General features: G+C 65.1%; 11 protein-coding genes and 1 pseudogene. 4 read left to right on the top strand and 8 right to left on the bottom strand.

Annotated features, from left to right (window positions below):
• The 3 genes from G4D87_RS38985 to tnpA all read left to right on the top strand — a co-directional run.
• On the top strand, positions 1 to 481 hold a 481-nt coding region (locus tag G4D87_RS38985), incomplete at its 5' end, for an RNA-dependent RNA polymerase family protein (RefSeq protein ID WP_504112562.1).
• A 593-nt stretch (positions 482 to 1,074) separates the two neighbouring features.
• Complete coding sequence (locus tag G4D87_RS22435) at positions 1,075 to 1,761, top strand: hypothetical protein (RefSeq protein WP_163784198.1); 687 nt, start codon at positions 1,075 to 1,077, stop codon at positions 1,759 to 1,761.
• Between the two features lie 73 nt (positions 1,762 to 1,834).
• Positions 1,835 to 2,050 (top strand): IS66 family insertion sequence element accessory protein TnpA, encoded by a 216-nt coding sequence (gene tnpA, locus G4D87_RS38980; RefSeq protein WP_205507685.1) that lies wholly within the window; start codon positions 1,835 to 1,837, stop codon positions 2,048 to 2,050.
• Positions 2,051 to 2,105: 55 nt separating this feature from the next.
• On the opposite strand, the gene G4D87_RS39540 is transcribed toward tnpA, so the two are convergent.
• From G4D87_RS39540 to G4D87_RS38965, 5 genes are all read right to left on the bottom strand, one after another.
• Positions 2,106 to 2,273, bottom strand: coding sequence for a transposase domain-containing protein (locus G4D87_RS39540; RefSeq protein WP_240358498.1), 168 nt, complete (start codon positions 2,271 to 2,273; stop codon positions 2,106 to 2,108).
• Positions 2,274 to 2,516: 243 nt separating this feature from the next.
• Positions 2,517 to 2,705 carry an IS66 family insertion sequence element accessory protein TnpB gene (tnpB, locus tag G4D87_RS22420; RefSeq protein ID WP_371928577.1) on the bottom strand — a complete coding sequence of 63 codons (189 nt, stop codon included), beginning with the start codon at positions 2,703 to 2,705 and terminating at the stop codon, positions 2,517 to 2,519.
• A gap of 85 nt (positions 2,706 to 2,790) precedes the next feature.
• Positions 2,791 to 3,792: a tyrosine-type recombinase/integrase gene (locus G4D87_RS22415; protein WP_163784194.1), complete on the bottom strand. Its 1,002-nt coding sequence runs from the start codon at positions 3,790 to 3,792 to the stop codon at positions 2,791 to 2,793.
• On the bottom strand, positions 3,789 to 4,700 hold the full coding sequence (locus G4D87_RS22410) for a tyrosine-type recombinase/integrase (protein WP_163784192.1): 912 nt from the start codon (positions 4,698 to 4,700) through the stop codon (positions 3,789 to 3,791). Before G4D87_RS22410 ends, G4D87_RS22415 begins: the two co-directional genes overlap by 4 nt.
• Positions 4,694 to 5,944 (bottom strand): site-specific integrase, encoded by a 1,251-nt coding sequence (locus G4D87_RS38965; protein WP_205507684.1) that lies wholly within the window; start codon positions 5,942 to 5,944, stop codon positions 4,694 to 4,696. The genes G4D87_RS22410 and G4D87_RS38965 overlap by 7 nt, the downstream gene beginning before the upstream one ends.
• Positions 5,945 to 6,618: 674 nt before the next feature.
• On the opposite strand from G4D87_RS38965, the gene G4D87_RS22400 reads away from it, so the two are divergent.
• Positions 6,619 to 8,109, top strand: a complete 1,491-nt coding sequence (locus G4D87_RS22400; protein ID WP_163784190.1) for a hypothetical protein — start codon at positions 6,619 to 6,621, stop codon at positions 8,107 to 8,109.
• A gap of 393 nt (positions 8,110 to 8,502) precedes the next feature.
• Here G4D87_RS22400 and G4D87_RS22395 read toward each other — a convergent pair whose 3' ends face one another.
• The 3 genes and pseudogenes from G4D87_RS22395 to G4D87_RS22385 form a co-directional block, all read right to left on the bottom strand.
• Complete coding sequence (locus tag G4D87_RS22395; protein WP_163784188.1) at positions 8,503 to 9,837, bottom strand: hypothetical protein; 1,335 nt, start codon at positions 9,835 to 9,837, stop codon at positions 8,503 to 8,505.
• Positions 9,834 to 12,029 (bottom strand): hypothetical protein, encoded by a 2,196-nt coding sequence (locus G4D87_RS22390; protein ID WP_163784186.1) that lies wholly within the window; start codon positions 12,027 to 12,029, stop codon positions 9,834 to 9,836. The genes G4D87_RS22395 and G4D87_RS22390 overlap by 4 nt, the downstream gene beginning before the upstream one ends.
• A pseudogene (locus tag G4D87_RS22385) lies at positions 12,019 to 12,573 on the bottom strand (hypothetical protein); the annotation flags it as partial. The pseudogene G4D87_RS22385 and the gene G4D87_RS22390, both read right to left, overlap by 11 nt.

The following is a 12,573-nucleotide window of genomic DNA, read 5'->3' as shown; positions in this document are numbered from 1 at the left end:
GCAGCTGGCGCAGGCTCACGGGTGCACATACACTCGCTACGCTGATGATCTCGTATTCTCCGGCGACACCGTGCCGTCCCAAGGGCACATTGAGCGGATCTTAGAGCGGCATCACTTCGCATTGCGCAACGGCCAGTGCCGCGTGCAACGCCATGGCCGCCCTCAATTCGTGACAGGGCTTAGTGTAACAGATGCCGACTTCCCACGCATTCCACGCGCCATGAAACGCCGTCTTCGTCAGGAACTCCACTACATCGCGAAATGGGGGCTTGAGGATCATCTACGCTGGCTTAAAAGTAAGCGAACCCCTGTGCGCGAAATGAACAGACTGTGGGGGCTTGTTGCGTTCATCCATTCAGTCGAGCCTGAGCTCGCAAGACGATTCAAGGCGCTGCTATCCGCAATCCAGAGCCGAAATCTGGTCGACAGTTCGGTCAATCTTTCCGCGCTAGTGGGGCCAGATGATGAGGCACCGTTCTAAGGGGACAAGCGAGAGAGCGCCGGTCGGCATGTTCGACGGGCCTGAAGGGAGCCCGATGCATCCAGAGACGGAGCATCGTTCGGCGGCTACCACCTGCACCTCGGAACTCTCTCTACCCATCGGACGGGACCGCTCGAAGACCACTCGACCGAAGCGTGTGCCAAGATCCGCCTCCTTGTTGCCCGGAAGATTGCTAGGAACCCCGCCATGCTTTCAGGTCGTGTCGTTCAGGGCGTCGCGAGCCGCCCGAAGCGCGAAGAACCAAGCCGTCAACTCGCGCCCATTGCCGGCAGATTTGCTCCAGGCACCGCGGCCCTCGTCGCACTCAAAACCCCGCATTTACACCATCATCCCGCAGGGTCCTTGCCCGTTCCTGGCGCGAAGCCTGGGCACTGCAGCCAAGAGACGCTACCAAAAGCCAGGAAAAGAGAATGGGCCTCGCGGATCGTTGATGCAATTGCTCAAAGTCGGGCACGACTCGCGCCCACAGGAGTCCTGATGAGCTGTATCCACAAGGCCCACCGCGCATTTACGCCACTGGGCAGATCGAGTCAAGTAAGGTTGGCGTCGAGCCTCGTGAAGGATGCTAGCAGATGAACAGCCCCAACCGAACCCGACAAAACCCCGATTGGGTGGATATCTGTGGTTTAATGTTACTCAGACATTTGGATCCACTAAACAGCGTGGAGGCGCTCGTAATTGCATACAGAATCACCGATCGGCCGAACGATTTGTGGACCGAGCGATTCAATGCATTCAAGTCGGGCGACCCGCGTGCTATTCAAGGTGCGTGCAGGGTTCTATCACAGGCGTTAAAAAACATCAGATTCATTGTTGGTCCGGTGATACTAACTGCCGCAATTCCTTCGAAGTTCCGCGTTCTGCCGGTGGCTTCGCCGATCTACCTTCTTGGTTCGTTCATTGCGAAGGCCCTGGGCTGGACTTGGCGTCCAGAAATCCTACGCAAGCGGCCTCATCGTCAATTGCACTTAATGTACAATTCGGCTCGCCGAGATGCGGAGGTGGAAGGTGTGTACAGATGCACCGTTCGAGGATTGGAGGGGACGGTGTTGGTGCTTGATGACTTTATCACTCGCGGCTCGACAATAAGGGAAATTGCGCGCGCAATCAGGCAGGGTAACCCAGCTGTCAACGTTGTCGGACTGGCGCTTGGAAAAACGGAAAGGGTGGCGCACTGGGAAGCTGGGGGAATCAACAATGGCCACGTCCCCGAGGAACTTGCGCAGGTGTGGGATTCGAACGACCTTGAACTCGTGTAAAGGCGTATCTGTCCGGCAGACGCCGTGCCGCGGGGCATTGTCGAGCTGAGCAGTTCCGGTCAGCCCTGGGCGGATGCCGAAGAGAGTCGAGAAGCCGGAGTGGCTGCGGGTCGCCGAGGAGTTCGAGGCAAGCGGACTGCCGCAGCGTGACTTCGCTGAGCGCCGGGGGCTGCGCCTGAGAACCTTACAGTCGTGGGTCTACCGCCGGCGGCGCCAGGTGGGCGCCGTGGCCGAGCCGCCCGTGCGCCTGCTGCCGGTGCGTAACCGTCCGGCCAGTGACGTGGCATGAGCGATTGAAGACGGACGGAGGCCGTGCTCGGAGCGGCGCGGAGACCGAGAGGCATTCAGGACTGGAGCTGGTGACGTGAGTCGGGCGGGTCCGTAGTCTGCTGCCGCTTCCACTCGTGAGGCAGCAGCTCCGCGATGCGCGAGTTGGGATGCGTCTGGACGCGCAGCAGGACGTCGGCCAGGTAGGCCTCGGGCTTGCCGCCGTTGGCCTCGCAGGTGGCCACCAGCGCGTAGAGCCCCCGAGGTTCTCTCCCGAGGCCTCATGGCCGACGAGGAGGAAATTCTTCCGACCCAGCGCGGCCTTTCGCAGCGCCGCCTCCGAGCGGTTGTTGTCCAAAGGCAGTCGCTCGTCGTCGACGAAACACGTGAGGACCTCCCACTGCTTTGTCGCGCAGGAGAGGGCCTACCCCAGCGGACTCTTCGGCGGATGGCGCGGCGTCAGGACTGCGAGCCACGTCCCAGGCGCGTCAGAATGCGAGTGCTGGACTCCTGGCGCAGCACTCGATGTGCAGCGGTGCCCACGACGCCCGCGTCCCATGCCTGGAGACGAAGGCGAAGAGGCGGCCGGAATAGACGTCCTCGCCCCAGGCGGACTTCACCAGCGCCATGAGTCCGTCGATGGACTTGCGCTTATGCGGTGCGCCGCATAAGCGCAATTATGCCGAGTCCGGCGTTATGCGGAGCTGAGGGGCATGCCGCGCGCCAGCCCGAGAAGGAGGCTGGCGCGGCGGCTCCGCATAATCATGCCCCCTTTCGCGAGGGCCGCAGCGAGGCGAGCAGTTTGTCTGGGGCTCGGAACCGACCCCGTCGAAGTGAGGGAGGAAGCACCGCGTCGATCGCCTCAAGCTTCGCGGTCGGATCGGCGCGCACGTAGATCTCCGTCGTCTGGACAGTGGCGTGCCCGAGCCAGAGGGCGACCTTGCGGATGTCGCGCGTCGCCTCGAGCGTGTGCATCGCGCAACTGTGGCGAAGGACGTGCGGGGACACCCGCTTCTTCTCGAGCGAGGGCGTCGTCACCGTGGCGGTCTTCACGTGCTTGGCCAGGATGTGCTCGAAGCCGTCTCGCGTTAGTGGACCGCCCCGGGCATTCAGGAATAGCTCGGGGCACGTGGCGCTCCCGCGCAGCGCGAGCCACGCGCGGAGCGCCTTCGTCGTCGTCTTCCACAGCGGCAACACCCGCTCTCGACGCCCCTTGCCTCGCACGTGGATGGCGGCCTGCGGTTGAAGGGTGACGTCGTCGAGTTTCAGCCCGACCAACTCGGAGACGCGAAGTCCGGCGGCGAAAGCGAGGTGCAGCATCGCACGGTCACGCACACCATCGCGTGCACGTGGGTCGGGCGCATCAAGCACCGCCTGCATCTCATCGCGGGTAAGGAATCCAACCAGCTTCTCGTCGGTCTTCTTCGACGGGATGGCGAGCAATCCATGGGCTTGCTGAACGCACGACGGCACGCGGAACTCGATGAAGCGGGCGAAGGACTTGATGGCGGCGAGGCGCGCGTTGCGCGTGCGTGCGCCGTTGCCCCGCGTTGTCTCGAGTTCGTCGAGGAAGGCCAGCACGAGCGGCACGTCGAGCCGCTCGAGCGTCAGCAAGGACGGCTGGGTCCGAAGCCGCTTCGATGCGAAGGTGAGCAACAATTTGAAGGCGTACGCGTACGCATCGCACGTGTGCGGGCTTGCATGACGCTCATGAGGTAGGCGCTCGCTGAGGAACGCGGTGAGGTGTGGGGCGAGCAGTGTCATCGGGCGTCTCGCAGCGCCAGGGACTCGCTCCGCGCCGCGACGTCGGCCAACAGTCGTGGTGTCGCCTGCAGGTACCAATAGGTGTCGAAGAGATGCGCGTGCCCGAGATACGTGCTGAGCGCCAGCATGTGACGGGCGACGGCCTCGCCGTTGCTCGCGCACTGCTCGAGCGAGCGAACCGCGAAGGTGTGGCGCAGGTCGTGGATGCGCGGACCTCGCTGGCCAGCCCCAGGGTGGATTCCGATGCTGCGAACCAGCGCGAGGAAGGTCGAGATGACGGTCGAGTACCGCAACCCGGCTCCGCGCTCGGAGAGAAACACGGCATCGTCGGTGCCCGCGAACCTGGCGCGGACCGCGAGGTACGAGGCGAGGGCGCGACGAGTCGTCGGATGCAAGGGCACGAGTCGGCTCTTGCGGAACTTCGTCTGCCGAATGACGAGCCCCGCCGTCGTGACGTCGTCGAGCCGCAGTCCGATGGCCTCCGAGATGCGCAACCCGGTGGCAGCAATGAGGCCGAGCATCGTGGCGTACATCTTCGGACGCAGGGCACCTCGGGGGCCCAGTGCGCTCGCGGCCTTGAGCAGTGTGCGAATCTCCTGGGGCGTGTAGATGTACGGCGTGCGTCGCGGCGCCTGCTTGCCGAAGACGCCAGCCGGAGGGACCTCGTGGCGAGACTCCTCGGCGTGCATCAGCCGCGCGAAGCGACGGATAACCTCGAGTCGGCCGTGGCGCGTGCCCGCCGAAGGCCCTCTGCCAGCCCACTCGAGCGCAGTGGTCGCGCGCACGACGTCTTCGCCCTTGGCCTCGGCGAAGCGGGCGTAGTCGCGCAGAAGGATGCTCTGCTTGCGATAGAGGTAGCCCGTCGCGTGGTGCAGCGCGATGTGGCACTCGACGATGGTGCTCAGCATGCAGCACCTCCGGGCCACGGCTGGGCCACCTCCCGGAGCATCTCGACGTCGACCTTCGCGTAGTACGCGGTCGTGTCGGGCGAGCGATGGCGCAAGACAGTCGCGATGGTGTCAAGCGAGCCTCCGGCGCGGAGCATCGCCGTCGCGGCAGAGTGCCGAAGGAGGTGCGCTCCCCGGCTTGGCGGATTCTGAATCCCCGCACGATTGAGCGCGACGCGCACGATGTCGGAAATCGTGGCCGAGGAGGCGAAGGGACGCGTCGGCGCATTGACCGTGAGGAACAGGCGCTCACTGCTCGACCTCGGCCGTCCGCGCTCGAGGTACGCGAGCACGGCGTCGCCCACGTCTTGGGGGAGCGGCAGTCGAACCTCGCGCCGCCCCTTACCGTGTACGCGAAGGGTGCCGCCTCGCCAATCGATGTCGGTCACCGTCATCCTGACGATGTCGCCAGCGCGAAGGCCCAGCCGCGCGAGCAGGAGTAGGATGGCGTGGTCTCGCAGACCATGGCCCGTCGTCAGGTCACAGTTCTTCACGACGCGCTCGACGTCGGGCACCTCGAGGTAGCGCGGCAGCGACGAGAGCCGCCACTGCGGCACCGTCGGAACGCAATGAGGGATGCCAGAGTGCACTCGGCCCTCGGCGACGAGGAACCGGAGGAACGCGCGGATCGCCGTCACGGCAGTACGAGTCTCGCCGCGACCGACGTCGCTGAGTTGCTCGATGACGTAGGCTCGGATGGCGGTCACGCTGTACTGGCTCGGGTCTTCTCCGAGTGTGCCGAGGAACGGCTGCAGCATGCGCTGGTAGCGAGCAGTGGTGCTGGGCGCGACCCCACGATGCCGCACCATCCAGTCCGCGAACCGCTCCGCGAGCGGCGCAAACTTCGGCGTGGTCGGTGTCGGTTTCGCTGGCGCGAGAACTTCGCACGTGCGCAGGTAGGCCAACAGCAGGCGCACGCCGACTCCGGCATTCTTGAAAATGCCCTTGTTACCTTTGATGCACTTGCAGCGCGGAAGATGACGACCGAAGCGCACCCCAACATCGTCATCCCAGGACGTGATGATGACACCGCGGAGATCGGCCCATCGTCCGAAGTGGTCGGCAGCGCGGAGGTAGCCGCGAATTGTGAAGGGCGAGTAGCCCGCGTCGGTGAGCGCCATCGAGAAGCCGTCGATGTACGGCCCGACGCTGGTGGCGCGCATCCGCGCGAGCCGCCACGGTGCTTCGAAGTAGTCGCTGATCATGAGGTCTCCTTTGCGCCCGCCGACGTGGCGGGTGGCAAAGGAGGCTCACGATTATGCGGACCTGGCCAAGGGCCTCATGGCCTCGACACGCGAGGACGGAGTGACCGTAATCGGCGCGGCGTGTCCCTCAGCTCCGCATAACGCCGGACTCGGCATAATTGCGCATGTCCACCACCTCGGTGGCCAGCACCACGCGCACGGATGCAGGAAGCGTGAACACGCGCTCACCGCCCCAGCGCGGTGACGAGCCGGACCACACAGTCGACGTCGGCACCCGCCGGGAACCGCAACATGGCTCCGCTGGCCAGCACCACCTCGAACTGCACGGGAGTCTTCTGCGCTGCGGCTGATACTTCCACCGGCAGCAGGGGGGCCTTCTGGGGGGCGCTCGCGGCGGCGCCGGTACACCCACTACTGCAGCGTGCTCAGCCTCAGCCTGTGCTGCGCGGAGAATTGCTTCTGCGTCAGGCCGCTCGCCTCGAACGCCTCGGCGGCCTGGAGCCACTCCTACATCTCAACCGGCTTCGACATTCCGACGAGGGTCCACCATGACTGCTACCCTGGCAATGCCTCCCAGCACGTCGCTCGCCGGACGGTTACGTAGCTAGAACGAGTCCGAGGTATCGAGTACTGTGGCGGCCCCAGTTACCCTTGGCGCATGCGGAGTGTCCCTGATGGCCGACGATCTCGTTCTGCCTTCTGTTGAGTGGGAGCCTCTTTCTCTTGGTCTCGAATGGAAGTTCGACCTTCCGCCTCTCGACCAAGCGCCACCCGACGGCAGCACATATACGAAGGTCTCGTTGTCTCGCGATCCCGCTGGGCAACTGCTCGGCCGAGCACAAGGCGAACGCACGCCAGGAGCTCCGATCCTCAACCCTGCTCAGTTCCGCGCAGGTGAGTTAGTGACGCCCCTATCCGAACTGATTTGCACGACCCCCACCGGTACCACCGCTACTCTTCGCGACGTGTATCTGGGCCACGCCACATCGAATATGGCGGGCGAATCGACCCGCACACTCCTGCCACAGCAGGCGACCATTGTGTTCGGAGCGTTAGACAAGGCACTGAACACAACAAGGACCTGCAGCATCTGGTGCCTCAACGGCTCCCCCAGCGACTTTCCGTTCTCGCTGAGAACGAAACGCGAGCGTGTCACTCGCTATGAGCGCCATCGTCAGGGCTTTCCAGACCGCGTTCACGAGTTAGATGCCTCTGGCTTCGACCTCGACTCCATTGAGCTGCCCCCGCCGCTCTGCGGAGCTAAGCCGTGCGCATTCTCCAAGGGCCCACAGGAGCTTCCAATAGATGCGGAACTCCTTCCCGCCGTGCTCGAGTTCGGCTGGGAAGCGCCAAGCGAGGAGCCAAAGCTCGCTGATTTCGAGCACTATCTCTCAGCCATCGGGTTCGTCATCGGGCGCCGATTAATTCCTGTCGGACTCACCCTCTTCGATGATCAAGCCAGGCAACGACTTCACGTCCTGCGCAACGCGTGGTCTATCGACTTGCACAAGGAGGTTCGCCGTCCATCGAAGCCGCCGACGGATATCTCGGCAGAGCCTCTGACCACATTGATTCCCAAGTTCGTCGCACGTGCTGCCGAGTTTGGCCTATCTGATGCATTATGGCTCGTGTGGCTTTCGTCGTCGGTCCCCATGGAGGCCGCGTTGCCAAACTTGGCTACAGCGCTTGAGAGTGTGATGACAGCATGGTTCCGCTCAACCAAGACAAAGTCACACGCAAAATATCTCGATGACCAGACATGGACCAGCCTCTCCGAGAAACCACTTGCTGACTTGGGGGCCGCGCTCGGAGACCGCAACAATGCGGACCGCATTCTCCGTCGAGTGAAAGGCGCAAATAATTTCGGCGTAAACGAGCGCTTCGAGCGGTTCTTCGAAGAGATTGAACTCCCAGTTGGAGACGTCGAACTCCGCGCCATCGCATCACGGAATAAGGCTGCACACGGTGGTTCATTCACTGCCTCGAAGTACCATTCGCTCAGTAATACTATTATGGCGTACCGCACGCTGTTCTCGCGTGTAGTCCTCAAGCTGTTGGACTGGGACTCGAATTACATTGATTACTCGTCGTACGGATTCCCGACCCGTGCCTTAAATGACGTCGCGGGCGGGCCTGAGGGAGATGGGAAGGCGGCGGCGCTGTAGCGTTCGTCAGCGCACACTCCCAGCACCGCTCGAACAGATGCGGGACAGATTTACAGGCGGGGCGCATGCTCCGAGGTGGCGCAGACAGAGCAGGCAGTAGCCGATGCGTCGCAGCCGCACATGCTGAAGTTGACGGCGGTCCTGGCGTAGCGGCCAGCGCTACCTATGCTTACCTAGAATTCGGACACAGCGTCGCAGGTACATCAAAGCGAATGAGCGACACGCCGGGGCAATCTCCACGACGTAGACCGCTGCGAGAACACCTGCAAGCGGGCTCGACGTCAAGACGCAGACTGGCTGACTCTATACGCGGCCCCCTCTCTGCCCACTGTTCGCACCACTCCTCGCGCGCCAGCTAGCGCCACTTGGCGCGCGAGAAGCACCAGCACCCGCTCAAGGCCGGTACCGCTCCGCCTCATGGAAAAACTGCGTGAGCGAGTAGTCTAGCAGCGATTGGCGGGACTGCATGTACCGGCGGGCGCGGAGGAAGGGCAGCCAGACGCGATTGCCCACCCGCACCTGGGACTCCTCCAGTTTCTGCCGCGGCACCCACGTGCCCCCCAGCCGCCGCACCAGCACGCCGCCCAGGAAGGCCCCGAGCGCCGGAGCAGTGTGCTCGTCGATGAGGGCTCGCTCATACCGCTCCGGGAAGTTCTCCCGCCAGAAGTAGAAGTCGAGGTCCGTGAGGGACTCAGGTGTCGCATCGAAGATGCTGGGCACCTTGGTATGCAGCGCAGCCACGAGGCTCTCAGCCAGGTCGCCGTAGTCGCTGCGGACGCGCTCTTGATTCTCTACATCTGCGGGAAGGCCGACCGGGAGCCACTCCTCCACCTCCGGTGGCCGAAAGGCGTTGAACTCGGCGATCTTCCGTTGCCGCTCGCTGATGGCGAACTCGTCCGGCAGCCGCGAAAGGAAAGGCGCCACGTCGGGGTGAAAGCGCGGCTCGACGGGGACGAGTGCGGCGCTGCGCTCTTTCAGCGTGCGCAGCACCGTATCGAAGTCGAGGTCCGGCCGAAGGTGCACGTGGGCTCGGGCCTGGGCCACCCGAGCCTCCTCACTGGCGAAGTCGGCGGCGGAAGGCCGCAGCACCAGGAGGACGGAGCCATTGGGAAGCGCCTCCACAAGGTGCGCAGGCGTCGAGAGCATCCGTTCTCTGCCTACGCTTTCCACGAGCTGGGGGCCGAAGATGTTCAGCCAGAACAGCTCGTAGACCTTGTCGAATCCATCTCTTCGTGAAGTCGTTCCATCACGACCGAAATAGGGCGCTCCTGCGAGCTGCCGATCTGCCATGCCGTGGGCCATGGCATATGTGACGGGGATGTGACGAGCCCAGGCTCGGACAGTTTCAATGAACTCCCGGCAGCGTTCCTTCCTCGAAAAGAAAGAAAGCGGTTGGAGCGTCGCTGAGATCCCCAGCTCAGCAGGCGAGGCTGTGCTGCCGAGGCTCAGTGTCATGTCCAACGCTGGAGCAGTGGTCCGATACAGCCCGATAGACACGCTTCCGGATGTGCGCTCTTCCTCAAGCGTCTTCGAGATTGCGGTGCGTGAGTACTTCCGTCGCCGCCGTCCTTCGATAACATCCGGCATCCACTCCCCCCCATGCGCCTCGAGTGCATTTAGGATGGGCTCCAACCGCGCTTCGAGCGTTGCGCATTCGGCGACATTGCCGTCGACGAGCAGTCGCAGACGGTCCTCCACTGGCAGCTCATGGAACTCGAGGATCTTCATTGAAACTGTACCTCCACGCCAGCGACCTCACTCTCAGCTTTCATCACTGAGCGTTCGAGTGCATCAAGATCTTGAGGCTTGAGCCTACCGCCCTCATAGATGACGCGAACCCTTCGAACCTGCGTTTTCTGCACAAGCTCTGGCCGGCGGATGGACAGCGTCTCCCCGTAATATCGCAGTGCCGCGCGAGCATCCTCAACCAGCTGAGATTGGAGCGGCTTTTCCTTCAGCGATGAAAGGTCCCGACTCTTGAGGCTGAACGTCTCCACACGGGGCTGCGAGCCAGCAGCGGGTCCCTCCTCTATGACGAGCACGTCTGCGAAGCGCAGGTCCGCCTTGGCCACCCCCACGTGCGTTTCAATGCGCGGCTGGTCGAAGTCCTTGAGCCACTTCCGCTTCGCCCGCGGCAGGGCCGCGTCCGCCTCCAGGAGGGCGACCATCTTCCGCTCGAAGGCCAGGCCCCGGGCGTACCTGTCACGAAGGAGCTGGTAGCCAGCCCACTTCAGCGGACCCTTCTCCGCAATCCCCTTCGTGATTTCCGTGGCCCGCGTCTCCAAATACGCCACGTAGTCGGCCCAGAGGGGCTCCGCAGCGACTTCGGCAGGTGCGGCCCTCCGCAGAGCCTCGCGGTGCTTCGTCAGCTCCGCCACGTCCATCGTCAGGCGCGCTCCCGGGAACTCCGCCTCCAACTGCTTGAACTTCGCCTCCGCCACCTCGGCAGGGAGTCCAGCCGCCTCGGGTGGCATGGAGGGCCGAGTACCGCCCTTTCTCCCGGAGGCCCCTCCGGTGGACGCGGCACTCGGGGGCTCTCGGTACCGCACGGCCAATGTGGCCTGTGCCTGCGCGACGTTGCCTCGCGCCTCGTACAACGCCAGCGCGCCCGACTCGCCCCACTCCGCCACCAGAATCGCTGCGTCCCGGTCCTGCTGGAGGTAGCGAGCCAACGCCCCCACACCGCGCTCTCCGACTCGCGCTTCCAACCTCTCCAGCACCGCCCTCAGCGACTCCACGCGGGACACCGCCGCCTGGAGGCGAACGCGCTCCAGCCGGGAGACGCCCGCTTCACGAAGCGCGCGCGCCCCCTTCCCTCCCGCGTACAAGCCCACCATGAGGGCCGCGGGCGCCAACTGCCGCGTGGCCTCCTCGTACTCCCCCTTGGCGAGGGAGGCCCCGCCCTGCGCCGTCCCCGCCACCAGGTGGTAGAAGCCCAGCGGCAGACCGAAGGTGAGGGAGTCGAACGAGGCCAGGGCCACGTTGCCCGGCGCGAAGGCCCCCAGGAGTTGGGCGCTCTCCACCTCCCGGTACGCTTCCTGATAGGGCGGTGGAAGCTGCGCGGGCAGCGCGGACGCATCAATGCTCCGGCTTCCGCCGACGAGAGGAATGGAGGCCGCGACGTCATCCACGGCCCGTCCCAGCCCGCGCGCGATGTCGCCGCCGCGGAAGTCCCGCTCCGGGAAGTCAGCGAGGGCCATGCCTCGCTGCTTCAACTCCTCGCGAACCACCTCCATGGCGCCCAGGGCGCGCGTCAGCAGCTTGTCCTCGGCCAGCAGGCGCAAGAGCTGCCGCACCTCGTCGTCGTGAGAGGTGTGCAGGACGAAGAGGGCGAGGACCTCCGCCTTGGCCGGGCCGTGCTTCTGGGCGGCGGTGGCGAGGAAGGCCGCGCGATTCTTGAGGAGGACGCGGGCCGCTTCGGCCTCCAGGGGGCCCAGGGCGCCCAGCCGGACGGCGTTCCAGTCCGAGAGGGCCTCCACCAGCCGGGGCATGTCCGCCTGGCGCTGCAAGGCCAGGAAGGCCGCTGGCGTGGTGCATTCGAGGAAGGGCGCCAGCACTGCCTCCTCCGAGTCCAGGTGCGGCCAGCCCGTGGGGACGTCCCCGCACACCCCCGCCAGGGCTCCCACCACGCGCAGGGGCGCCGTTTCTCCTCCGCCGGGATTCGGGGGAGACGGCGTAGCCCGGCGGCGGTGCAGCAGCGGTCCGTCCGAGGACTCCGCGTCGAAGTCCTCGAGCGCCTCGTCCTCGGGGAGACTCGCGACGGCACCGCGCCCCGAGGCCACCAGGGGCGTCGCGCCCGAGACGGTAGCCAGGGTGACTCCCGGCCCCGCCCGTGAGGGCAGCGAGGCACACCCCGACGTCAAGAGGGCCAGGGCCAGCACCAGGCCCGCCACGCCACGCGGCAGTCGCTCAGCGCGCATTGTCCACCCCCAGCCCCACGGCCGCGAAGGCCCCCGGCCGCAGCGTCCCCTCCGGCGTGGGAAACAGCAGCGTGCCGCCCTGCCCCAGCGCGTAGAGGTTGCCGCCCAGAAGGCGCCACCGGGCCTCCCCCGAGACGAGGTAGCGCGCCCCTGGCTGGCCCATGGCCGTCGCCAGCCCACCGACGCCCAGGCTGAAGTCCCGGTGGAAGAGTTGCGCCTCCACCCGCCCGTCCACGTCCACCCGTCCCCAGGAGAAGACTTCCACTCCCAGAGAGAGGAAGAGGTGTCGCTGGTGCATGCCCCTCAGACGCACCGCGTCCCAGCTGAGAATCACCTCCCCGTAGGCGGAAGTTCCCTCGGGGAAGGAGGCCTCCGCCAGCGGCACGGAGGCAGGACCGGCCACCTGGAAGCGCGCTAACTCGTAGTCCGGGCCGAAGGCGCCCTGACGAAAGCCTCCTCGCTGAAGGCGGGCCTCCAGACGGGCCCGCATGTCCACCGTCGGCGTCAGCGCATCCACGCCCACGCCCACCACCGCGCCCCAGGC

The organism is Myxococcus vastator, assembly GCF_010894475.1.
Classification (GTDB): domain Bacteria; phylum Myxococcota; class Myxococcia; order Myxococcales; family Myxococcaceae; genus Myxococcus; species Myxococcus vastator.
Note: the sequence above shows the minus strand (reverse complement) of the source record. Positions and strands in the feature narration are given on the sequence as shown.